This window comes from Desulfovibrio sp. (assembly GCF_014803725.1).
Taxonomy (GTDB): Bacteria; Desulfobacterota; Desulfovibrionia; order Desulfovibrionales; family Desulfovibrionaceae; genus Desulfovibrio.
Genome location: NZ_JAAVBE010000019.1, coordinates 264,186 through 286,490 on the forward strand (window position 1 = coordinate 264,186; position 22,305 = coordinate 286,490).

Annotated in this window: 29 protein-coding genes; 21 read left to right on the forward strand and 8 right to left on the reverse strand. The window is 62.7% G+C overall.

The window, feature by feature from the left end:
* Positions 1 to 6 precede the first annotated feature (6 nt).
* The 4 genes from HDR50_RS06755 (at position 7) to HDR50_RS06770 (ending at position 2,553) form a co-directional block, all read left to right on the forward strand.
* The gene (locus HDR50_RS06755; protein ID WP_291357137.1) at positions 7 to 525 is read left to right on the forward strand and encodes a hypothetical protein; all 519 of its coding nucleotides are present in this window, start codon (positions 7 to 9) and stop codon (positions 523 to 525) included.
* 9 nt (positions 526 to 534) lie between these two features.
* On the forward strand, positions 535 to 1,557 hold the full coding sequence (locus tag HDR50_RS06760) for a major capsid family protein (protein ID WP_291357139.1): 1,023 nt from the start codon (positions 535 to 537) through the stop codon (positions 1,555 to 1,557).
* Between the two features lie 73 nt (positions 1,558 to 1,630).
* The gene (locus HDR50_RS06765; RefSeq protein WP_291357142.1) at positions 1,631 to 2,125 is read left to right on the forward strand and encodes a hypothetical protein; all 495 of its coding nucleotides are present in this window, start codon (positions 1,631 to 1,633) and stop codon (positions 2,123 to 2,125) included.
* Between the two features lie 2 nt (positions 2,126 to 2,127).
* Complete coding sequence (locus HDR50_RS06770) at positions 2,128 to 2,553, forward strand: DUF4054 domain-containing protein (protein WP_291357143.1); 426 nt, start codon at positions 2,128 to 2,130, stop codon at positions 2,551 to 2,553.
* 156 nt (positions 2,554 to 2,709) lie between these two features.
* Here HDR50_RS06770 and HDR50_RS06775 read toward each other — a convergent pair whose 3' ends face one another.
* The 8 genes from HDR50_RS06775 to HDR50_RS06810 form a co-directional block, all read right to left on the reverse strand.
* Positions 2,710 to 3,234, reverse strand: a complete 525-nt coding sequence (locus tag HDR50_RS06775; protein WP_291357145.1) for a thermonuclease family protein — start codon at positions 3,232 to 3,234, stop codon at positions 2,710 to 2,712.
* 661 nt (positions 3,235 to 3,895) lie between these two features.
* Positions 3,896 to 4,885 carry a BRO family protein gene (locus HDR50_RS06780; RefSeq protein ID WP_291357147.1) on the reverse strand — a complete coding sequence of 330 codons (990 nt, stop codon included), beginning with the start codon at positions 4,883 to 4,885 and terminating at the stop codon, positions 3,896 to 3,898.
* Positions 4,886 to 5,221: 336 nt separating this feature from the next.
* Complete coding sequence (locus HDR50_RS06785) at positions 5,222 to 5,476, reverse strand: HU family DNA-binding protein (protein ID WP_291357149.1); 255 nt, start codon at positions 5,474 to 5,476, stop codon at positions 5,222 to 5,224.
* Positions 5,477 to 5,609: 133 nt separating this feature from the next.
* On the reverse strand, positions 5,610 to 5,804 hold the full coding sequence (locus HDR50_RS06790) for a hypothetical protein (RefSeq protein ID WP_291357151.1): 195 nt from the start codon (positions 5,802 to 5,804) through the stop codon (positions 5,610 to 5,612).
* A 283-nt stretch (positions 5,805 to 6,087) separates the two neighbouring features.
* Entirely contained in the window at positions 6,088 to 6,747 is a 660-nt protein-coding gene (locus HDR50_RS06795) for a hypothetical protein (protein WP_291357153.1), read from the reverse strand.
* Positions 6,747 to 7,841 carry a type I restriction endonuclease gene (locus HDR50_RS06800; RefSeq protein WP_291357155.1) on the reverse strand — a complete coding sequence of 365 codons (1,095 nt, stop codon included), beginning with the start codon at positions 7,839 to 7,841 and terminating at the stop codon, positions 6,747 to 6,749. Before HDR50_RS06800 ends, HDR50_RS06795 begins: the two co-directional genes overlap by 1 nt.
* A gap of 243 nt (positions 7,842 to 8,084) precedes the next feature.
* Positions 8,085 to 8,648, reverse strand: a complete 564-nt coding sequence (locus HDR50_RS06805; RefSeq protein ID WP_291357157.1) for a hypothetical protein — start codon at positions 8,646 to 8,648, stop codon at positions 8,085 to 8,087.
* A 1-nt stretch (position 8,649) separates the two neighbouring features.
* Positions 8,650 to 8,871, reverse strand: coding sequence for a hypothetical protein (locus tag HDR50_RS06810; RefSeq protein WP_291357159.1), 222 nt, complete (start codon positions 8,869 to 8,871; stop codon positions 8,650 to 8,652).
* A 421-nt stretch (positions 8,872 to 9,292) separates the two neighbouring features.
* On the opposite strand from HDR50_RS06810, the gene HDR50_RS06815 reads away from it, so the two are divergent.
* From HDR50_RS06815 to HDR50_RS06895, 17 genes are all read left to right on the forward strand, one after another.
* Positions 9,293 to 9,817 (forward strand): hypothetical protein, encoded by a 525-nt coding sequence (locus tag HDR50_RS06815; protein WP_291357161.1) that lies wholly within the window; start codon positions 9,293 to 9,295, stop codon positions 9,815 to 9,817.
* Entirely contained in the window at positions 9,814 to 10,272 is a 459-nt protein-coding gene (locus tag HDR50_RS06820) for a hypothetical protein (protein WP_291357163.1), read from the forward strand. The genes HDR50_RS06815 and HDR50_RS06820 overlap by 4 nt, the downstream gene beginning before the upstream one ends.
* Positions 10,256 to 10,855: a hypothetical protein gene (locus tag HDR50_RS06825; RefSeq protein WP_291357165.1), complete on the forward strand. Its 600-nt coding sequence runs from the start codon at positions 10,256 to 10,258 to the stop codon at positions 10,853 to 10,855. Before HDR50_RS06820 ends, HDR50_RS06825 begins: the two co-directional genes overlap by 17 nt.
* Positions 10,852 to 12,360, forward strand: coding sequence for a DUF3383 domain-containing protein (locus tag HDR50_RS06830; protein WP_291357167.1), 1,509 nt, complete (start codon positions 10,852 to 10,854; stop codon positions 12,358 to 12,360). Before HDR50_RS06825 ends, HDR50_RS06830 begins: the two co-directional genes overlap by 4 nt.
* 15 nt (positions 12,361 to 12,375) lie before the next feature.
* Positions 12,376 to 12,816 carry a hypothetical protein gene (locus tag HDR50_RS06835; RefSeq protein ID WP_291357169.1) on the forward strand — a complete coding sequence of 147 codons (441 nt, stop codon included), beginning with the start codon at positions 12,376 to 12,378 and terminating at the stop codon, positions 12,814 to 12,816.
* 3 nt (positions 12,817 to 12,819) lie between these two features.
* A complete protein-coding gene (locus HDR50_RS06840; protein ID WP_291357171.1) occupies positions 12,820 to 13,335 on the forward strand; it encodes a hypothetical protein in 516 nt (171 codons plus the stop codon).
* Complete coding sequence (locus tag HDR50_RS06845; protein WP_291357173.1) at positions 13,335 to 13,481, forward strand: hypothetical protein; 147 nt, start codon at positions 13,335 to 13,337, stop codon at positions 13,479 to 13,481. The genes HDR50_RS06840 and HDR50_RS06845 overlap by 1 nt, the downstream gene beginning before the upstream one ends.
* Before the next feature lie 3 nt (positions 13,482 to 13,484).
* Positions 13,485 to 15,029 (forward strand): hypothetical protein, encoded by a 1,545-nt coding sequence (locus HDR50_RS06850; RefSeq protein ID WP_291357175.1) that lies wholly within the window; start codon positions 13,485 to 13,487, stop codon positions 15,027 to 15,029.
* Complete coding sequence (locus HDR50_RS06855) at positions 15,026 to 15,568, forward strand: phage baseplate protein (RefSeq protein WP_291357177.1); 543 nt, start codon at positions 15,026 to 15,028, stop codon at positions 15,566 to 15,568. The genes HDR50_RS06850 and HDR50_RS06855 overlap by 4 nt, the downstream gene beginning before the upstream one ends.
* Complete coding sequence (locus tag HDR50_RS06860) at positions 15,568 to 15,921, forward strand: hypothetical protein (RefSeq protein ID WP_291357179.1); 354 nt, start codon at positions 15,568 to 15,570, stop codon at positions 15,919 to 15,921. Before HDR50_RS06855 ends, HDR50_RS06860 begins: the two co-directional genes overlap by 1 nt.
* Positions 15,914 to 16,813 carry a hypothetical protein gene (locus HDR50_RS06865; protein WP_291357181.1) on the forward strand — a complete coding sequence of 300 codons (900 nt, stop codon included), beginning with the start codon at positions 15,914 to 15,916 and terminating at the stop codon, positions 16,811 to 16,813. The genes HDR50_RS06860 and HDR50_RS06865 overlap by 8 nt, the downstream gene beginning before the upstream one ends.
* On the forward strand, positions 16,810 to 17,562 hold the full coding sequence (locus HDR50_RS06870) for a hypothetical protein (protein ID WP_291357183.1): 753 nt from the start codon (positions 16,810 to 16,812) through the stop codon (positions 17,560 to 17,562). Before HDR50_RS06865 ends, HDR50_RS06870 begins: the two co-directional genes overlap by 4 nt.
* Before the next feature lie 10 nt (positions 17,563 to 17,572).
* Positions 17,573 to 17,932, forward strand: a complete 360-nt coding sequence (locus HDR50_RS06875; protein ID WP_291357185.1) for a hypothetical protein — start codon at positions 17,573 to 17,575, stop codon at positions 17,930 to 17,932.
* Positions 17,919 to 19,139, forward strand: coding sequence for a baseplate J/gp47 family protein (locus tag HDR50_RS06880; RefSeq protein WP_291357187.1), 1,221 nt, complete (start codon positions 17,919 to 17,921; stop codon positions 19,137 to 19,139). Before HDR50_RS06875 ends, HDR50_RS06880 begins: the two co-directional genes overlap by 14 nt.
* Positions 19,140 to 19,141: 2 nt before the next feature.
* Positions 19,142 to 19,783, forward strand: a complete 642-nt coding sequence (locus HDR50_RS06885; protein ID WP_291357189.1) for a DUF2612 domain-containing protein — start codon at positions 19,142 to 19,144, stop codon at positions 19,781 to 19,783.
* Between the two features lies 1 nt (position 19,784).
* The gene (locus HDR50_RS06890) at positions 19,785 to 21,302 is read left to right on the forward strand and encodes a tail fiber assembly protein (RefSeq protein ID WP_291357191.1); all 1,518 of its coding nucleotides are present in this window, start codon (positions 19,785 to 19,787) and stop codon (positions 21,300 to 21,302) included.
* A 423-nt stretch (positions 21,303 to 21,725) separates the two neighbouring features.
* Positions 21,726 to 22,046 (forward strand): hypothetical protein, encoded by a 321-nt coding sequence (locus HDR50_RS06895; RefSeq protein ID WP_291357193.1) that lies wholly within the window; start codon positions 21,726 to 21,728, stop codon positions 22,044 to 22,046.
* Positions 22,047 to 22,305 lie beyond the last annotated feature (259 nt).

The following is a 22,305-nucleotide window of genomic DNA, read 5'->3' on the forward strand; positions in this document are numbered from 1 at the left end:
GCCATCATGCCCTTGCAGAACAAGGTGAGCCTTGACGTGGCGCCCGGCGTTGCCGGGGACAAGGCCACGCCCGGCCAGAGCGTCTATACCCCGCAGAACCCGCTGGCGGCCGTGGACCTGCCCGTGGGCGCCTTCGTGTTCCCGGTGGTCGAGGACGGCGTGCGCGACGATTCCCGCGCCACCAACGTGGCCGAAGATGCCACCGAGGTGCTCGGCTTCGTGGAGCGCGTCATCAACTATGTGAACTACGACCTCACGGAGAGCGGCACGCTCACCGTGCCCGAGGGCTCGGCCCTCACCGTGGCCGTGCGCGGCGACTACTGGGCCGTGTCCTCCACAGCGGCCACCGTGGGGCAGGCCGTGCTCGCCTCCACCGAGGACGGCTCCGTTTCCACGGGCACGGCGGACGCCACGCACCTCGACACCGGCTGGGTGGTCAAGACGGCCGGGGGCGCCGGCGACCTCATCCTCATCAGCAACTGGAACCCCATGACCAAGCCCGCGGCCACGCCGCCGAGCGCATAAGGAGGCAGCATGAACCCCACCTTTGAACAGGTCGCCGAGCTCGGCTTCATCTTCCCGGGGGCGCGCATGTGGGCGAGCCGGGAGAACATGGCCCGCATCGCCCAGGACGCGGCCCTCGTGACCACGCCCAACACCACGGTTCCGGCCGAGCTCATGGCCTACATCGACCCCACGGTCATCGAGATTTTGACCGCCCCGCGCCGGGCACGCGAAATCTTCGCCGAGCAGAAAAAGGGCGACTGGACCACGCCCTACATGAAGTGGCGCGTGGACGAGATCACGGGCACGACGCAGCCCTATTCGGACTATGCCGACGGCACCACCAGCGGCGTGAACTCCGAGTGGCAGACGCGCCAGCAGTACATCTTCCAGACCTCCATCACCTATGGCGACCTGGAAGCGGCCATGAGCTCGGCGGCCAAGGTGAACCTCGCGGCGGCCAAGCAGCGGGCGGCGGCGCGCGTCATCGACATCGACGCCAACCGCTTCGCCCTGCGCGGCGTGCTCGGCAAGGAAATCTACGGCATCCTCAACGACCCGAACCTGCCGGCCTCCATCACGGCGGCGGCGGTTGACACCGCAGGGGGCGCCACGTCCACCAAGTGGGCGGACAAGACCACCACGCAGATCTACAACGACGTGCTGGCTCTGTTCGCGCAGCTCTCCGAGCAGTCCAGCGGCATCATCGACAAGGACACGCCGCTCAAGCTGGTGCTCTCGCCCGAGATGGCGGTCAAGCTGGGCGCCGCTACGGACTTCAACGTAAGCGTGCTGGACATGCTGACCAAGTATTTCAGCAGCCTCACCATCGTGACGCTCCCCGAGATGCACAGCGCCACGGCGGGCGAAACGGTGATGCTGGTCGCGCCCGAGGCCGGCGGCCAGGAGACCGGGGCGCTGCCCTACGGCGACAAGCTGCGCGCCGGGCGCATCGTGCCGGAGCTCTCCAGCTTCCGGCAGAAGTTCAGCGCCTCAACCTACGGCGGCCTTATCCGCCAGCCGTGGGCCGTGGCGACCATGACGGGCATGTAACAACAACTGACCGGGCCCCTCGCGCCCAGAATCATGCAGGAGCGCGGGGGGCCGGAAAATGGAGGGAAAACCTATGGCACGAGCCGCCAAGACCGAAGCCCAAGCCGCGCAGAATACAGGCGCAACCCAGAACACCCCGCAGGCCCCGGCCGTCAACACCACGGCTGCCGAAGCCGCCAAAACCGAAGCGCAGGCCGCCAAGGCCAGTGGCACGGCCATGGTGGCCGTGGCCCTCAACCGCGCCACGGGCATCCAGTTCTCCATGCCGGACGGCCGCAAGGTCGTCATCAACGGCAACGCCGCCCACCTGCGCGGCAAGGAAAAGGGCGTCCTGCCCGTGGGCGCCTTCGGGCTCACCATGGTGCCCGCAACGGACTGGGAGTACATCAAGAAGACCTACGGCGGCATGGAGATCTTCCAGCACGGCCTCATCTTCGCGGCGGAGCGCAAGGCCGACGCCGTGGACGAGGCGGCCGAAAAGGCGGAGCTTCGCCACGGCATCGAACCCATCGACCCGGAGAACACCACCACCAAGCCGGATGAAGCAGGGGCGGCGGTAGGGGCGTAGGCATGGCCGTTGTCGTCTTTGATGCCAAGGGCTTCCTCGAGGCCTACCCAAAGTTCGCGCCGGGCGGCAAGCCGCTGCTCACGGACGGCCAGCTCGAACAGGCCTTTGAGGTGGCCTGCCTGCTGCTGGACAACACGGACGCCTCGCCCGTGCCCTACGACCCGGAAAAGGGCATATTGAAGCGGCGGACCCTGCTGTGGCTCATCGTCTGCCACCTCGCCACGCTCGCCCTGTGGCCCACGGGCCAGAGCGGGCCGGTGGCAAGCGCCACCGAAGGGAGCGTGAGTACGAGTTTCAGCGTGCCCACCACCACGGGCAAGGCGTTCTGGAACGCCACGCCCTGCGGCCAGACTTACTGGCAGGCCATCCAGCCTTACCTCGCCGGTGGGCGGTATTTCGCCGTGAAGCATTACCACCCGTGGGGGTGAGGGAGAGGGGCAACTGTTCGGAAATTCCGAAGAGCTCAAAAATGCAGCCGGGGAACTTGTCTGAAATCCTGACAGGTTCAGTGAAGGTAGTGCAGGACGCCCGCATGTGCTGAAACGGCATGTGCGGGCGTCCTGGCGTGGTCGGGCAGGGGGGGGCTATTTCACGCGCTGCGGGCGCTTCATCTTCCGCCACGTCCACGGGGGCACCGGCGCGTCATCGGCCCACAGGCCGCGCCGGGCGGCTTTGGCCTCGCGCTGGTGCAGCCGCCAGAGGTCGCAGACCGGCAACTTGCAAAAGCGGTCGTCCACCCAGGCCAGGCCCGCGCTCACGAGAGTATCCTGGATGACCAGCATATCCCCCAAAAGGACGATGCCGCCGACCTCCCGCCGGTAGCTTTTGCCCTTCTGCGCTGGCACGATCTCCACAGTCTTGCCGTCGAGGATGCGGGCCGTAAGCTCCCGCGCCTCCTCGCCATAGGGCTGGTCCAGTTCCGGGCAGTCGATGCCGTACACCCGCACCTTGTCCGACTTGTGCCGCACCGGGCCCACGCGTCGGGCCGTGATGCTGTCCCCGTCATGGACGGAGAGCACCTCCGCCGGGAAGGCGTGGGCGATACGCGCCGTGAAGAGGGCGAAGCCCACGGCGCAGAGGAAAATGAGGGGAAAAGGAAGATGCCGCATAGGCTAGTCTATACTATGCGACGGAAGTTCACAAGCCGAACAGAAGATTTGCTCTCCGTAAGTGAAAGCATAGGGGCGGGAGACACCGTACTCACAAAAAATTTTTTCGTGCCATTTGACTTTTGGGTTGTGTTTAGCTTCGCCCGTGATACTTGGGAATACGGCAGCCTTCTTCAGGGAGGACACGCAGATGGACTACCTCTGGAGCGCGATCATTCAAATTGTTTCGGGCGTAGTGGTGGCCTTGATTTGCAGCTATTTGCGGAAAAAACAATAAGGACGCCGCCGGGAGTGGAGGCTCCCGGCGGCACTGGGGCAAAGGCCTGATTCACCCTTAAAACCAGAGGGCATGCCGAGGGCGCCGGGTGCGGACACACCCGGCGCCCGACTCATCCGACCATCCGGAAGGACGAGCGGGCTTCCCGTCCATTTTTGTGGCAGGCGAATCGCCGGCTCACAAAAATTGCATTCAGCATAGTGCAAATAGTACAGGGGAAACGGCATATTATTTGTGACGAGGTATTTCTTTTTTTCTGATAAAGATGCCGTTTCCGCTGTACAGGGTACGGCATAATCGGGGGAAGTCAAGCGGCCATTGGGGGGCACGGGAAAAGGGCCGAGATTTCTCCCGGCCCTCGTTTTTCCTCTACCTTCTCGCCCCTTACCTGTTCAGCGCCGTCGCCATGCTGGTCGCCATCCGCATGTGCAGCCGCGCGAGGCGCAGGGCCTCCTTGAAGGATTCGCGCGCCCTGTCCTCGGCGGAGTAGAGGCCTTCCAACATGCACGAGATGCTGAACATGGTGTCGGCGTCCCGGCCGATTGCCGCCACGGCCTGGTGGATGGTGTCGCCCATGGCCGTGTCAATGCCCTCCATGAGCTTCTTGAAGCGCTCCTCGATTTCCGCTTCCCGGCGCGGGTATTCGTAAGACCAGAAGTCCACCATGGCCTTCTCGCGCGGCCCCACGACGTGCTTGTGGTTCCTGCGCATGGGATAATACTTGCCGTCCCGGTACACGAGGGGGCGCTCCTCCGGGGCCGGGGGAAGCTCGGCAGCCGGCGCAGCATTCGGCAGCCCCTGCACGCACTGGTCGATCTTCTCCTGCACGAAGGCGAGCGCATCCGGCAACCAGCTTTCCGGCAGGTCGTCGATGCGCGAAAGCTGGAAGTGCGCCCGCACCTGCGGCCACAACGCGGAATGCGAAATGCCGGACACCTGCGCCCAGGCATGGACGAGACTGCGCAGCGGGGCGCGGCTGGCGGCTGTGGAGAGGCCGTCGGGAATTTCCTTGACATTCCCGCAAAGCGCCGCGCGCTCTTCCTCCGCGAGCTTGTCAAGGATGTCCAGAACCCACTTCCTGAACGCCTTGGCAATAGCGGTGCGGGCGAGCATGGCGAGAAGATGGCAGCCGCGCAGGGAGAAGATGCGGCAACGCCCATTTGCCAGAACCCCATTTTGGGGGTCTGCGGTGATTTCAATGACTTGTGTCATGTCCGGGGTGAATTCGTCCGCATTGCGCTGGTACAGGCGCGAAACTTTGTCCTCGCGGGCGTACCCGAGGGCTCGGGCAAGCTCGGCCGCACGAATCCACAGGCTATTTTGGTAATGGATGGGAGTAATGGTGACGTCGTTGAAGGTCAGGGCCATTTCCATAATGTCAACTCCTACGTTTGTGAATTGCGCTTTCTGAAAAAAGAAAGCGCCGGGTGTTCACACGGCGTAGGACCGCTGCCAGCCTTTAGGACAAAGCCCTGGACATATCTGGCACACCCGGCGTTAGTGCAATGATTATAGCCCTAAATACTGTCAAAATATATCTTGACTTTGGAAAAAGGGCATAAAAAAGCGCCAAACTTACGGGTGGCGTCAATACCGCCTACGGGGTGTGAAGCCCGTAGGGATAGAGAGACACAGATTTCTGAAAAAGTCAAGAGGAAGTTTTAAAAGGGGTTGACGAAGATGAAGCAGGGATACCTTACAACATGGAACTTAATCAAGCGGAAGCCCATTAAGGCGTTTTAATAATTTTCTTCTCGGGGTAAATCCAAGATATTTGAAATTTTCTTCGCCTTCGACATTCGACGGTTTTATATAAAATCTTCCAACATGGGGGATATTAACGGCATGAGCATCAGCTAGAATATTTGACATTTGAGCGCAGAGGGCATCCCACAACTCTGATGATTCCTGAAAAGATAATCCAGTTTTTTCTTGGATTATTTCTAGCAATGTATAATTCTTCATACAAATAAGGCAGTATGCCAAATTATGAACACGAAAAAAGCCATTGACAAACGGAATGGCGACCGTCGTTTGGGGAGTTCTGAGGCTCCGTAAGGTGAGGACGCCATAAAATCTGTGGGATGTCAAGGGAATATTATCTTGTGGGGTCGTAGATGTCACCCTTATCATCAAGATCATACCAATCCTGCCCGTCATACCCCCAAATACTTATTGGCGTAGCGCCGTCTGCTTGGGCTTTGGCCGCAGCGGCACAGGCATCCTCAAAGTTATCAAAATCCGGTACTCCATTTAGTGGACGAACTCCATTCATCACTCTATATTTTTTCATCTCCACCCTCCTGTGAAGTTAATTCATGTGGTATTGAGTTTGGTGAGGGGAACAATTCCTTAATTTGAGCACCACATCTCTTGTACTGATATGACCCTTATGACACGCGCACTCGCTCCCCATTCCTTTTTTGCCTGTTCCAAGGCATCCGTTTCCGGGTTTTCCGCCTCAGATTCATACAAACGGTCAGTGCAGGTACCGTCTTTAAAAAAGATTTCAACTATCACGGTAGCCACAGTCACCTCCCTTGTGGAGTGGCCCCGCTTGCGCGGGGCCTTTCGTTCTATCTGCCTTTCGGCCTGCATTCCGGGTGATTTGTCTTCCACAAGGCGCTTGCCTCGTCCCACGTCTTGGGGGTTATGCCCTCGCAGGGGTCTTTTTTGGCCTTTTGCGATGTGGGCGCCGGGGGCGCAGCTTCGGGCGCGGCCTGTTGCTGCGTGGTCACAGGTTCTTTTTGAGCGTCCTGCTTCTTGGTATCTGGCAGCACAGCCCCGATAGCCGCCATGACCAGAATGGCAATCGCCACCTTTTGCCAGAGTGGCCGCTTCTTTTTTACCGGGGGCAGGCCACCTTGCGCCTGCGCGCGCTGCAATTCAAACAAATGGCCCCGGATGGCGTCCATCATGGGGCCATTGGCACGCGCAAGCCCCTGCTTGCCATCGCGTGTGGTGATGACGACCGTGGTTTCAACCTGGTTGCCGCCGGCCACGCTGCCGACGATGGCACCCACGCCGCCCGTGAGGACGCCGCCGATGATGGCGCCCCCTACGGCTCCCCCGGCCTTCTTGACGTTCTCCCCGGCGCCTTGCACTTCACAGGAGGCAATATCTGACAGGGAGAGCGACTTGCCGAACAGGCCGCTGCCTGAAAATGAATCCTTGCCCGTGTAATAGTATTTCGTCTTGCCGAAGTCCCCAGCGATGAATTGGAGATAGGCCGCCATTATTCACCCCCCTCCTTGGCCTTTTGGGCCGTATCGTATTTTTTCGCCGTGGCGCGGATGCGGTCTGCCAGCGGCAAGATGTCGTCCAGTTTCTCGATTTCCACCCGGTCGTCCTTGGTATCGCCGTCAAAGAGGCCGACCTTCCACGGGCGCTTGTTGAAGTGCAGCCGGAAAAGCGGCTTCGTGATTTTGTCGTCCAGAAGGATATTGCAGAAGTTCACGGCGTCCCTGATTGCCACGCGCTCCGGCTCCACCGTGCCGATAAGCAGGGATTTGACGAGGTAGAAGGCCTGCAATTCCTCGGGCGTGGTCACGATGTTGGGGCCGCTCTTCGCCTCTTCCTGCGCTTCGGCGTCTTCCGCCGGCTCGGGCTCCGGCTTCTGCTGGGTCATGGCGTTTTTCAGGCGCTCGTTGATGCGGTCGTTGAGGAACTGCGCCATGGCTGTCTTGAGCACGGGCGTGAAGCGCTCGCGCACGTTCTGGGTGATCTTGCCGTCATAGACCTTGCCGATGAAGAAGCGCACGAAGTCCTCGTCCGGCTCCTCCATTTGCCTGGCCATGACCTGCTTAAACTCGCGGTTGTATTTGAGCTCATTGGCCGACACCACGCAGGCGTCCCGGTCAAAGCGGCCCTTGGCGAGCTTGCGCAGCTCCGGGATGAGCGACTCCTCCATGTCGTCCAGCGTGAACTCCATGTAGGGCTTGCTGTCCATGCGGTTGGGCGCTTCGAGGTCGGAGAAGAAGCGGTAGCGGTTGCCATCGGTCAGGATGGCGATGGGTGCCTCGGTGCCGTGGAAATAGATCTGCAACTGGTTGCAGTGTTTGAACTCCAGCGGCGTGCCAAGCGTCTTGCACTCGATGATGAGGATGGGCTTTCCATCGGCAAGGATGGCATAGTCCACGCGCGCGTCCTTGTATTCGCCGATGGGCGCGGAAAATTCCGCCACAACTTCCGCCGGGTTGAACACATCGTACCCGAGCGCCTGGATGAACGGCATGACCAGCGTGTTCTTGGTCATCTGCTCGTTCTCCAGCCTGTCCCTGTGCAGCCGGACGCGCTTTGCCAGTTCGAAGATTTTTTCCTCAAAGTCCATGTGTACCCTCCACCCTGAAATTTCCCCTGAGCGACCGCAGCCCACCCCGGGGCCGCGTATATCGGATGCTCTATCAGGGCCGAAAACCGGGGGGAAGTCAAGAAAAAAGCCCCTCCGTGGGGAGGGGCTCAGGGGGCTGTCGGGGAGTGCAATCTCCCCGGCGTAGCGGCCCCGGGGACGAGCCCCAAGGACTTAGGTCACGCGTGCGAAGGTCGTCCTTTAGGACTCATACGCTGAAAGCGGTCATGCGGGATTATCATCAGGATGAACGAGTTCTACATAGCCAAAAATAATGGCCCATTCATCCGCACTCACATCTCTGTAGGTCGCCGAGTAGAGTATGCGGCGAATCTCCTCTTCGTCGAGGTTTCTCCGGCAATTCAAATATCCACAAGCACAGAGAAAAGCGAACATGGCATTCGCGTTCATCTCAGCGCTTGTCAGGCGATCTGGGTTGTCAACAAGAGGCTTCACGGGCCGCATTCTGGCAATCCATTTGAATATGTAGGCCGCCTTTTTGTGCTTCTCTGCCCTGTCGATGGGATGATATGCTTTGACCCTGAGGATGTCTTCCCAGAATGAAATTGATGCCCTCACCAAGGTCGCCTCATTCAAGACGATACCATGCCCTTGAAAAAGGGCCCCCTTCATCTGGTAAAAAACCTTGCTCAGCCGTTCTGCCAGCTCACGGCCGCAACGTTGCGCTTCTTTAGGTAACGCCTTACGGCACGCCCTGAGCTGTTTTAAGTATGCGGGGCTGGCCTTAATCGTGTCCAGCCCCTCCTCCTTGGGCGCTTGCAAAGCCATGTCACAATCTCCACGTTTTCCGAGGGTACTGTGCCCATGCGTTGAGAGTGTCTTTGATATTTTGCATGTAGCTTTCCTCATCGTCCTCTTCCCCGGAATTGGGGAGGCGCCCGCTGATCGTCTCCATGACTTCCTTATTGGCGCATAGGGCGTCAATCTTTCTCAAGCTCTCCTGGTATTCTGCCTCCAACTCCGGTGTAAGACCGTTGGGCAGTGGTGCCATACTGGGCTCCTGCTTGCTCCTGTGAGCGGTGGGGTGGTTGTGGATGGTGCGCCGATTGACACGCAAACATTCAATGCTGGGAGAGTCCACAGCCAGGCATCAGGGGCGTGAGTTCACCCTGGCAGGCCATGGCGCGGAATTAAAAAGCCAGAAATAGCCTAAAATATCCACATGAGGATTGCAAGTGTGCCTACGCCTTTCCCCTTTCCACGCTTCAATTTTCCCCGCCGGGCAACAGATACCCGCGTATGTCCGCAGATATTCACTCCACCATCGCGCCGGGGCGCGGGCGCCTGTGCTATGGTGGTTCCCAAACGGCGCGGCCTGAATTGCCCGCAAATGTCCTAAAATACCCACATGGGAAAAGCAATTCTTCGAGGCGTTATCTGGTAGGATTGGCCGCAAACGTGCGGAGACCGGCATGGCGAACATTTCCATCAAGGGCGGCGACAAGTGGCGCAAGGCGCTCAGCAAGCTCGCGCAGGACAAGGTCATCAAGGTCCGCGCCGGGGTGCTGGAAGACGCCAAGACTACGGATGGCAAGCTCATCGCGCAGTATGCCGCCTATAACGAGTTCGGAGCCGTGGTGCGCGTGACCCCGAAGATGAAGGCATTTTTCCGGCATCGCTTCGGCATCAACCTGAAAAAACAGAAGCTAGTCATTCCTGGGCGCCCCTTCATGCGCCGGACATTGAGAAATCATCGCCAGGAGTGGGTCAACAAGGTCGCGGCGGCACTCAAAGCCGGACGGACGCCCGAGGATGTGCTGGACTTGATTGGCAACGTCATGGCGGCTGACATCCAAGCGCAAATCAAAAGCAACATGAAGCCCAAGAACAAGCCGCTTACGCTGATGATTAAGAACGCGCAGGAGTCAGGGCGTGCAGGGACGCTTATGAATACTGGCGCGCTCATCGGCGCAATCACCTCCGAGGTCGTGAAGTGACCAACCTCCACGGGCTCGTGCGCCAGGCCATCACTGCCCTCCACCCGGACGAGACCGTGACCCTGCGGCAATCCATCGGCCAGCGCAATGAGCGCGGGCGCGTGACGCCCGTCTATGGCCCGGCGCAGGCGGTACAGGCGCAGATCCAGAGCCTCAAGCAGGACGACCTCGCGCAGAAGGAAGCAACGAGCAACACGCGCATCGACCGCAAGGCCTATCTGTTCGCGCCGGATGCCGCCCTGCCGCCGCAAGGCATCGTGCGGCCGCTGGGCCGCACCGGCGACATGATCCAGCGCGCTGACGGCACCTGGTGGCTCGTCACGGCCATGATCGAGGATTTCACGGCGTCCGGCTGGGTATGCGTGGGTATCACGCAGCAGGTGGACGGCCCGGACCTGAGCGCTTCGGAGCCGGAAGGGGAGGATGAGGAGGCTGCGGATGCTGCCAAGGCGTGACGCTCAGGCCAACGCCCCTCTGGACGTGCTCGGCGCCGTGCATGACTTCCTCATGGCGCATATCGGTATCGCGCCCGAGGCCATCATCCGCGGCTGGCAGAATCGCGCGGATCTGCCCCCCATGTCCTCCTATGCGGTGCTGACGCTCATCAACGCGCCGCGCCGTGGCACCAATGTCCACGTCTGGGAGCATGACCCCGCCGCAGCCGACGGCCTCGTCGAGAACGTGCGGATGCTCGTCTGCTACGAAGTGCAGGTGGATGTGTGTGGGCAGGACGAGGCCGTGGTGGGCGCGCAGGCCGCGCGGCTGGTCATGCTTTGCCGCGACGCCGTGGCCGTGGACTTTTTCCGGGCGCTGGGGCTTTCCTGCCAGTATGCGGATGACCCGCGCTCGCTGCCTTTCAGTAACGATGTGGACCAGTGGGAGGTGCGCTATTCCGTGACCCTGCACCTCTCGGCATGGCTCGGCGCGGACATCGCCCGCGCGGCCTTTACGGATGTGGACCTGCGGCTCGAGGACGTGGACGTGCATCACCCCGCGAGCGCAGGGCCGGACAACCAGAAAAAGGAGATCGCCTCGTGAGCATCCCGGCAAGTCAAATCGTCCAGGTCAACCCGCGCCTGCTCACGGCGGGCGGCACGGACCTCGAGTTCAACGGCCTCCTCCTCTCCGTCTCGCCGCTCATCCCGGCCTCGCAGCTCGTACTGCCCTTCCCGGACGCGGAGAGCGTGGGCGAGTATTTCGGGCTCACTTCGCCCGAATACCAGGCGGCGGTGGTCTATTTCCTCGGCTACAACAATTCCTTCAAGAAGCCGCGGGCGCTCTATGTGGCCAGCCGCGTCGCCGAGGCGCGGGCCGCGTGGCTGCGCGGGGCCGCGTGGACGGGCACGCTGGCGGAGCTCAAGGGCGCGGGAACTGGCGGGCTCTCGCTCACGGTCAACGGCGAGGCCGTCACCGTGGAAAACCTGTCCCTCGCCACGGCCACGAGCCCGAGCGACGTGGCCGAACTGCTGCAAACGGCCATCAATGCGGCCGAGGGCGGCGCGGGCGTGACCGTGGCCTTTTCCAGCCTGACCAAGGCGTGGACCATCCAGAGCCCCACCACCGGCGCGGCGAGCTCCCTGAGCTTTGCGAGCGCCCCGGAAACGGGCGCGGACTTCGCCACGCTGCTGGCCCTCACCGAAGAGGCCGGGGCCGTGCTCTCGCCCGGCATGGACGCCATGAGCCACGCGGACAACATGGAAGCCATCCTCGACCTCACCGAGAACTTCGTCTGCTTCACCACGGTGGACCAGCCCACCGAAGCCGACGCGCTGGCGCTGGCGCTGTGGGCCTCCGGCAAGGGCGTGGCCTACCTCTACATCTATTGGGACAATGATCCGAAGCTCCTCCAGCCCAACAACACGGCGACCATCGCGGCCGCCCTCACGGAGGCCAATGTGGGCGCCACCTGCGGCGTGTGGAACAGCCTCGACTACGCCGCCATGATCATGGGCACGGCCGCCTCCATCGACTGGGAGCGCCGCAACGGCACCATCACCTTCGCCTTCAAGGCGCAGGACGGGCTCGCCGCCAACGTGGTCACGGGCACGGACGCCACCAACCTCAAGGCCCAAAACATGAACTTCATGGGCGACTACGCCACGCGAAACGACCAGTTCATCTTCCTGTATCCGGGCTCCATGTTCGGCAGCTGGACGTGGATTGACACCTACTTGAACGCCGTGTGGCTCAACAACGCCCTTCAGGTAGCCTGCATGTCCGGCTTCGAGCAGACGCCGCGCGTGCCCTACACGGACGCGGGCTACGCGCTCGTGCGCGCGTGGTTGCAGGACCCGGTCAACCGCGCCCTGTATTCCGGCATCATCGACACCGGGGTGACGCTCTCCGAATCGCAGAAGGCCGAGCTTCAGCGCGAGGCCGGGCGCGACATCTCGGGCGAGCTCTTCACCGACGGCTATGTGATCGAGGTCAACGACCCGGCCCCGGCCGTGCGCCAGAAGCGCGAGAGCCCGGAATGCTCGATTTACTACACCTATGGCGGGAGCGTTCACCGCCTCGACATCGCCTCCACCGCGGTCGTTTAAAAAGGAGATTGAACCATGAGCCAACTTGTAGGCGACATCACCAGCGCCAACGCCACGCTCGTCCTGACTGTGGACTTCCTCTTCCCCGCGGGCATCCAGCTTGAGCAGTTCGCCACGGACCAGAGCTACAGCATGGACGAGCTCACCATCGCCGAGGACCGCATGGGCGTGGACGGCAACCTCGTGGCCGGGTGGGTTCCCAGCATCAAGCCCGTGACCATCATGCTTGAGGCGTCGAGCCCCAGCTATTTCGCGCTCACACAGCTCTACCGCGCCTGCGAGCAGAAGCGCGGCTTCTACCGCTGCGGGCTGGTGGCGGCGGTGCCCAGCATCGGCAAGACCTTCATCTGGTCGCAGGGCGTGCTCAAGAGCGGGACGCCCGTGCCCGCTGGCAAGAAGGTGCTGGACCCGACCACATGGAAATTCGACTTCGGCAAACTGGAAGTGCAGGGGTAAATCATGCGCAAGGAAAAGAAAATCACCGTCAATGACCGCGGCCGGGAGCTGGCCTTCACGGTGCGGGAAATGCCCGCCACGAAGCTGGAATCCTTCATCGTGCGCGCGGGCCTGCTGCTGGCCGCATCGGGCCTTGCGGACGGCCTGCTCGGCGGGGCGCACGGCGAAGGCCAGGAAGCCGAAGCGCCGGACGTTGCCCACGTCATGGAGGCCGCCGGCCGGATGCTCGGGCAGGATAAGGGCGCGGGCCTCATCCGGGCGCTGGGAGCCCTCGACTACGACAAGGCGCGGCCGCTGCTGAATGACCTGCTCGGCTGCTGCACCCTCGAAGGCTCCGTGGCCCCGCTCTCCGAGGAGACGGCCGACGCGGTCATCGAGGATGTGCGCACGCTGTTCACGCTGCGCAAGGAGGCGCTGGTCCTGAACCTCGGTTTTTTCGCACTCGCCGGGCAGTCCGGCTCACAGGAGTCCGCGAACCCGGCCCCGTACTCGCGCAAACGCGAAATATCAGTCCATTGATGGCGCTGATATTGGGCGAGCGGCTGGCGAGCCTGCGTGAGCTCGAGGAGTATTACAGCTATGAGGATGCGCTGAACCTGGCCGAGGTCATCCAGGTGAAGGGCCATAACGAATACGTGACGGCCAAGGCCGCGCAAAAGGCGTGAGTGATGGAAATCGACTCCCTTGTCATCTCCCTGGGGCTGGACCCGGCCAAGCTGCGCGAGGGCCTTGCGCAGGTCGAGCAGGCTCTCAAGCAGGGGGAAATCACCCTCGCGGACTTTGTGGAGGGCATCCAGGCGGGCCTCAAGGAGGCCGTCGAGGAAGCGGCCGCCGGGAGCGCCGCGGGCGTCGAGGCCGTGGGCGACGCCTCCGGGGAGATGGTGCAGCGCTTCGAGGAGGCGGTGAACCGTTTTTCGGACGGCGTGGACAGGCTCGGCAAGAAGTCGCAGGACGCGGCCAACAAGGCCAGGCAGGCCGGCAGCGAAGTGCGGGCCATGGGCCGCCGCATCGGCGGCTTCCTTCGGGGCATCATCACCACCGTGGCCGCGCCGCTCGCCGGGGCGCTCTCGGCCGGGGCCATCATGGGGAGCTACTTCTCAGACGTGGCGCAAATGGCCGAGCAGACCGGGCGCTACACCAAGCAGCTGGAGGACGCCGCCAAGAAAAAGGCCCTGCTCGCGCGCATCAACAAGGAGGACATCGAGCTCTACCGCAAGGGCAAGCTGGCCCTGCTGGACTTCAACAACGCCATGGCCGGGCTTTCCGCCACCATCATGCGGGCGCTCTCCCCGGCCATCCGCTTCGGCATCGACCTGCTCAACTCGCTGGCGGACTGGGTGAGGAGGAATGAGCCGAACATCATCCGCTTCTTCACGGTGCTGGCGGGGGTCATCGCCGTCAAGCTCATCCCGGCCGTCTATGCCCTCACCAAGGCCATGATGGCAAACCCGCTGGCGAAGATCATCGCCGGCATTCTGCTTGTCACCGCTGTCATTGAAGATTTCATCGGCTATGTGCAGGGAGGCGACTCTGCCCTTGCGGGGCTGTGGTCGCAGTTCGGGACGGCCGAGGAAATCTCGCGGGCGCTCGGGGAGGCATGGGAATGGCTCAAGAGCGTCGGGCAGGCGCTGTTCGACGGCCTCCTCAGCGCCGGGCAGGCCTTCATCAGCAATTTTTCCGGGGCCATTGATGGCCTCAAGGGGATGGTGGAGAACACCATCAAGGTCATCAAGTCTCTGTTTTCCGGCAATTTCAAGGAGGCCGGGCAAGCCCTGCGCGAGGCGTTCAAGAGCGCTCTTGACTACATCGAGGGCATCTTCATGGGTATCTTCAAAACCATAAAAGCCGCCATTGCTGAACTTCTGGACATGATTCCTTCCATGGACTCCATCAAGAAGGGCGCATCCAAGGCGTGGGACGCGGCCAAGGAGTTTGGCAAGGGGCTCTTTGGTATCGGGGACGATGCCGACAAGGCAGCCGCGCCCCAGTCCGGCGTCGTCCCCACCAATACAGAAGCCACGCGGGCGGCTGTTCCCCCTTCTGCCACGGTGAACAACACCAAGAACCAACAAATCGACGCCCGCTACACCACCAATATCTATGCGCCGGGCGCGGACCCGCAAGCAATGGCGGGAGCTTTTGACAACCAGATGCGGCAGCAGAATGCCCAGCTGGGAGCAATGGCCGCCGATGGAGGAGTACGCCTGTCATGAGCCTTCTTCCGCAGCAATCACTCGGCAAGTGGTCCATCAACAACGCCTCGGGCGAGCGGGTGGTGGAGTTCACTTCCTTCATCAGTATGGAACTGCGCGACGAGTACAACGTCGTCACGAGCCCGGTGGAGGAAGGCAGCTTCGCCTCCTACAACAAGGTTGCCACGCCGCTCGAAATCGACTGCTCCCTCGGCATCGAGGGGGACGAAACCACGCTCAACATTGCGCTGGACCAGCTCAACGAACTGGCCGCCAGTACGGAAATCGTGAGCCTCGTCACGCCCGAGACCGAATACTACAACCTGAACCTCAAAAGCCTGAGCTACCGCCGCAAGCGCGAGGACGGCCTGGGCGTGCTCTGGCTCGACCTCAAGCTCGTGGAGGTTAGGCAGGTCAAGGCGCAATACACCAATGAAAAGTTGGGCGAGCGCAAGAACCGGGGCAAGGTGCAACCGAAGGAAGTGCAGGGACAGCAGAAGAAAACCCTGCTGGCGGGTGTGCGAGATGTGGGCAAGGGCATTTTCAAGGTGGGCAAGTGATGCTCGAACTTCCCCTTGAGGCCATGGTCAACCAGGAATTTTTGGTCACCCTCGGCGAGCAGGACTGCACCATCGCGCTCTACCAGCGTGGCGCTTCCATGTATCTGGACCTCAACGCGGGGGGCGCGATCATTTGCCGGGGGGCCATCTGCCAGCCGGGCATGGGCATTGTCCAGCGGGCCACGATGGCCTTTGCGGGGCAGCTCTACCTCCTTGACGAGCGCTCGCAGCCCATGGAGCAGCAGCCGCCGCAATGGCAGGGCCTCGGCACGCGCTGGAAGCTCTACTGGCTCTCTCCCGAAGAGGTGAAAGAGATAAATGCGGCCAACCTCAAGGCAGCGCTAAATGGCTGACACGAGCTTCACCCGCAAGCTCCTCGAGGTGCGCGTCACGCTTCAGGCCGGGCAATTCGAGGGCGGCAACACCAAGGTCATCACCGAGGTGCCGCTCAAGGTGCGCATCGAAAAGACAGGACCGCCGGACTACTGCAAGGCCGTCATCGAGGCGCGGGGCCTGCGCTATGAGGACATGGCGCAGATGTCCACCCTCGCCTTCAAGCCGCTGGCATCGGCAAAGAACACCGTGCAGGTATTTGCCGGGGATGAGCTGGATGAGGAGCTCTCGCTGGCCTTTTCCGGCTCCATCACCCAGGCAGCGGCGGACTTCAACGCCGCGCCGGACGTGGTGTTCCGCATGGAGGCCATGACGGGCTACTACGGGGCCATCACCCCGCAAAGCCCCACGGCCGTCAAGGGCGCGCAGCCCGCGGCGGACTTCATCGCCATGCAGGCCAAGGCGGCGGGCTTCACTTTCCAGAATGACGGCGTGACCGCGCAGCTTGAGAACGCCGTGTTCAACGGCTCGCCCGTGGCGCAGGCGCGCGCGGCCGCGCGGCAGATCGGCGCGGAGCTCATCATCGACGACGGGGCCATGATTTTGAGCCCGGCCGGGGGCGCCGGGGAAAAGGCGGGCGGCGGCCGAGGCAATGCCGTGCTGCTCAACAAGGAAAGCGGGCTCTTGGGATATCCCGTGCTCACCAATGAGGGCGTGCAGCTCAAGGCGCTCTACAACCCGGCCTTCCGCCTCGGGGGGCTTGTCAAGGTGGAAAGCATCGTGCCCAAGGCCTCGGGCGTGTGGCGCATCATCAAGCTCACCCACGAGCTCGCAGCCTTTGATGCCATGGGCGGCCCGTGGGAAAGCCAGATGACGACCTACTACCCCGAGGTCGCAGGGGGGAAGGCATGAGCGACAAGGAAAACCAAGGCCTGCGCGACCCCTACACCATGGCGACGCCGTACAACCAGCTGGAGTTCATCGTCCGGCGTATCGTCTCGGAGATGGTCAACACGTCCGCGCTCGTGCGCATCGACGGCTGCACGTCGCAAGGGCCTGACGGCCCGGCTGGGACGGTTGCTGCCACGCCGCTCGTGGCGCAGACGGACGCGGAAGGCAACGCCCTTCCCATGGTCCCCTTGCCGTCGCTTCCACATTACCGCATTCAGGCGGGCATCGCGGCCATTATCATGGACCCGGTGCCCGGTGACATCGGCGTGGCCTCCTTCTGCAAGGCGGATTCGTCCACGGTCAAGCCGGGCACCACGGAGCCGCAGCGGCCGGGCAGCTTCCGCTCCTTCGATCAGGCCGACGGGATGCTGGTGGCGAGCGTAAGCAACAAGGCCCCGGAAGTCTGGATAGAGCTCAGGCAGGACAAGACCATCGTCATCCACGCGCCCGAGGGCTGCACCATTGAGACGGACAAAACCGTGGAAATCAAGGCGGCCGAGGGCATCGTGCTGGACGCGCCCCAAACCACCATCACCGGCAACCTCACCGCCACGGGCGAGAAGGGCGACGCCATCGGCATGACGGGCACGGTCACTCTTGACGGCAGCCTGACGAGCACTGGCGACCAGGTGGCGGGCGGCATCAGCCAGACCGGGCACACGCACACCGGCGTCGAACCGGGCGGCGGCGACACCGGGAAGCCGCAATAAGGGGGCGCATATGGCAATAGGGCACACCCTCACGCTTGACCTCGACAACTGGGATCTCACGCTGGACGCGGGCGGCAATATCGCTACCTCCTCAGGGCCCTATGCCATCGCGCAAAACGTGGCCAACGCCGTGCGCCTGTTCACCAATGACGCCTATTACGACCCGGAGCGCGGCATTCCGCATTTCATCGTGGATTTGGGCCTCCTCCCCCAGCAGAGCGTGGTGCGCAGCCGCGTGGGCGCGGCTGCCCGGGGCGTGGAGGGCGTGGCCACGGCGCAGGTGGAGGCGCTGGCGCTCGAGGACCGCGTGCTCACCGGGAACATCCGGCTCACCACAACCGAGGGGGCAAGCGCCGATGTTGCATTTTGACCCGCAGACAGGGCTCTCCGCCGATGCCGTGACCACGGTGCGCGAGGCCGTGCGCGAGGACTGGAAAACCGCCTTCCGCCGCGACGGCGCGCCCGAACTCAACACCGAGCCGGAAACCCCGGCAGGCCAGCTCATCGACAGCCAGACCGCTGCCATCGTGGACAAGGACGACGAGGTGCTCTTCCTCGCCAACCAGTTCAATCCGCTGACGGCATCCGGCATCTGGCAGGACGCGCTCGGGAAGATCTACTTCCTCACGCGCAAGGTGGCGCAGCGCTCCGAGGCGGTGTGCGTGTGCAATGGCCTTGCGGGTACGGTCATCGCCGCTGGCGCGCGCATCAAGTCCGCAGCTGACGGCTCGGAGTGGGCCTGCGTGGAGGCCGTCACCATCCCGCAGGGGGGCACGGTTGAGGCGCGCTTCCAGGCACAGACGCCGGGGCCGCTGGCCGCGCAGGCGAATACCCTCACCAATATCGTCACCGTCACGCCCGGCTGGGACAGCGTGACCAACCCCGCGGCCGCCGTGACCGGGCGCGACGCGGAAAGCCAGCTTGAGTTCGAGACACGTCGCTACGCCAGCGTGGCGGCCAATGCCCGGGGCAGCGTCAGCGCGCTTTACGGGGCCATCGCCAACCTGCCCGATGTGCTCGACGTGGTGGTGCTGGAGAATACGGGCAATGAATCCATCGTCTCCTGGGGCGTGACCATCCCGGGCCACAGTGTGTGGATCGCGGTCACCGGGGGCACGGATGCGGCCATCGCCGAGGCCGTCTACCGCAAGAAGGACGCGGGCTGCGGCACGGCCGGGAACACGCAGGTCAGCTATCAGGACATGGAGCTGCCCGGGACGCCCATCTATACCTATAGCATCGAGCGGCCGGAGCCGCTGGCCGTGGGCGTGCGCGTGACCTTGCGCCTGACGCCCACAACGCCGCAGGACATCGTGCAGCAGGTAAAGGACGCCGTGCTCGCGGACTTCAACGGCGCCGGGCCGCATAATTCCCTGCGCGTGGGCACCGCGCAGGAGGTCTATGCCTCGCGCTTTTACTGCGCGGTCATCGGCGCGGGCGTGCAGAACCTTGTGGGCATTGAACTTGCCGCGCCCGCAAGCGGCGCCGCATGGGGCACGAGCGTCGTCATCAACGCGGACAAGGCCCCGGTGCTCAGCGCTGACGACATCCTCGTGGTCATCGAGGAGGCGGACTAGCCATGCTTCTCCCCGGCGAGACCATCCAAAGCCAGTACGCGGCAAGCCCCACCATCCGGGCGCTGGCCGAATCCGCCCGCATCCGCATCGCGCCAGACGCGGACATCGCGCTCTTCTACCGCACAATCTTCGACATCGCCACGGCCGAGGGCGTGGGCCTCGACATCTGGGGCCGTATCCTCGGCATCGGGCGCTCTATCGAGGTGGAGGCGGCCCGCGACTATTTCGGCTTCAACACCGCTGATTACGACCCCTTCGACACGTCTCCTTTCTACACGGGCGACGGCGCGACCGAGCGCTACGCCCTCTCCGATGCCGCCTACCGCCAGCTCCTGCTCTGGAAGGCAATGGCGAACATCGCCACGGCCGATGCCGCCACGCTCAACCACCTCATGGCCGCGCTCTTTCCCGGGCAGGACATCGTGGTGCATGAGTGGGGCATCATGGCGCTGGAGCTCTACATCTTCTTTCCGCTGCTGCCCTGGCAGCGCGCCATCCTGAGAAATTACGGCCTGCTCGCCAGGGGCGCGGGCGTGGGCCTCGCCTGGGTTGAGATACCGTCCCCGGTCTTTGGCTTTGCCGAGGCCGACTATGAACCATTCGACACGGCTCCCTTCTGGGGGACGCAGTACATGGAGGACTGATATGCTGCCTGCCATTCCCACGCCCATCCCCATGCCCTTCGCGCAAAACGGCGAGCGCCGGGCCATCCTCGAGACCAACACCACGCCCGGCTCGGCCGATGCCTCATGGGCCACGGGCTTTCCCCCGGTCACGCGCATTAACAAGCAGGCGGGTGGCAAGCCGCCCTATGGGCTGGACTTTCAGGGCCTCTTTCACACCATTTGCGAGCACCTGTTCTTCGCTCAGTCCGGGAACACCGTGCCATGGGTAGGCGCCAGCGATGGCCAGCCGGGCCTCAACTACCTGAAGGGCGCCATCGTGCAGGGCAGCGACGGCGAGACTTACATAGCCGTAAAGCCCTCCGGCCCGGACACGCCCAATGCGGACGGCGCAGGCATGGTGGGCCCCGTGGACCCGGTGGGAGATGACACGGGGCATTGGCAACGCGCCGTTACGCTTGCGGACGGCGTGACCGTCACGGTGGACGAAGATGGCCTGCTCTCCGCCCTGGGCGGCAACCTGCTCCTCAACGATGAGCTCTGGCTCACCGAGAGCGGCACCTTCACCGCGCGGGCGACGGGCTGGCACGATGTGCTGTGCATCGACGGCGGCCACGGGGCCTATGCGACAAACCAGGGAGTATCTGGTGGCGACAGCGGCAGTTTGCGCTGGGGATTCGCGTGGCTCGTGGCCGGTGAGGAGTACCCGGTTACTGTCGGCGCCGGCGGCAATCCCATCACAATCCCGGGGACTAGCGTCAACACCGCAGGCGGCAAGACGACTTTCGCTTCGGGCGTGTTCGAGGACATGACACCAACCTACCCGGAGGCGTTGTCAGAAGATGTCATACACAACAGCCAAACAGCTTTTCGCGGCCATGAATCCCCCGTTCTATCTCAGACCTCAGGTTCTTACCACGCGAACGGCGCCGGTCTTGGTGGTGGCATTTCCGCTGGGTCGGCCGCGGCGAACGCAGGAAAATTTTTTGGAGCTGGCGGGTGCGGGTGGTGGAACAATGGAGCATCGTACGCCGCCAAGGGTGCCCAGGGAGCCGTGCGCGTGCGCTGGCACGACCCGGCCAAGGCCGCCGGCCCAGCGCCCGCGCTCCTCTCGGCCCGGAGCATGGCCGCACCGCTTGCGGACAAGCCCGCCACGGTCAACCTCTACGACCCCGAGACCGGGCAGGGCAGCGTCTGGCGCGAGGAAGATGCCAAAGCAAAGCTCGCCGAGGGCCTGATTACTGAAGCGGCGTGGCTGGAAATTTGTGCGGCCAAGGCGGCGGAAGAGTACGACGAATGGCTCGCCAGCCCGGACACGGAGGCAGAGCGCTTCGAGTTGTTGCGGCAGGCCCGGGACGCGAAGCTCACGGATACCGACTACCTCATGGCGCCAGACTATCCGCTCGATGACGGGCAGCGCGCCGAAGTCACGGCCTATCGTCAGGCGCTGCGCGATTTGCCGGCGCAAGCTGGCGCGCCCTGGGACGGCGGCGGCGAGATGACGCCGTGGCCGGAAATGCCAGTGGGGGTCAAGGCGTGAGGCGGAGCTTTATGGGGCGCGAGTACCCCACCTGCGGGCATGCCTTGCGCGTGGCCCTGATTGATGGTCGCATCGTGTGGGTGTGCCCGCTGTGCGGCACTGTGCGCCGCTGACCAGTGCGGCGAACTTGTTGAGGAGCGGCGCAAGATGCTCCAGGCATGGGCCGATTGGCTGGATCTTCGCTCCGCATGGGCCATTTTGGGCAGATAGGCAAGTTATTGGCAGAGGCTGTGGCGCGGGAACAGGTCCGGGGCTTGGCTTATGTCTCAAAAAGCGGCGTTTTTGAGACATAAGCCTTTTTGTCTTTAATACATTGGATGACAAATCCCGATCCAATGTGGGGCACAGGATGACAACGAATGGACGGGAGCAATTCCGGCCCTTCCTGATTGACAATCGCATGGATGCCAATGACCATGCCCCATGGCCGCACCCTTTGACCCACTCGCCAAGCTCGCGTCACTTGGGGCATCTGTACGCCCGCAGCCCGACGCCCCGGAAGGCGAGCGCCTGCGCGTCCTTGTCATGGTCGGCATGAGCCCGCATAATAGACTTCAGGCGCGGCGTATCGCCAAAGTCTGGGAGCGCCTCATCCTGCTCCAGTTCGCGGCAGGACAGAACGGCCGCCCCCGCACGGTGCAGCAGCTTTTGGCAAGCGGGCGGCTACGGGTTGTGAATGGACGCTATGTACTACCGGGCTCATTAGAATCTACTGAATCAGTGCCCGGTATTCCACGAGAATAAGTCCTATGCCCTAGACAAGAACCACTGAAGCGGATAAAAATGTGTATCACCACGGAATGGTGATACAAAAGCGGCTAACCAGTTGAAGTGTCAGCACAAGTTACGCGACTCAAAATCCGCCGGTGGCAACACCTTGCGAGTTCAAGTCTCGCTCCCGGTACCAAGCTAGAATCCAAAACAGTCCATAGAAGGCCGAAATCACNAGAAAAAANGTGNTTTCGGCCTTCNCTTTTTGTNCANCAAAATCCAAGTACCCACA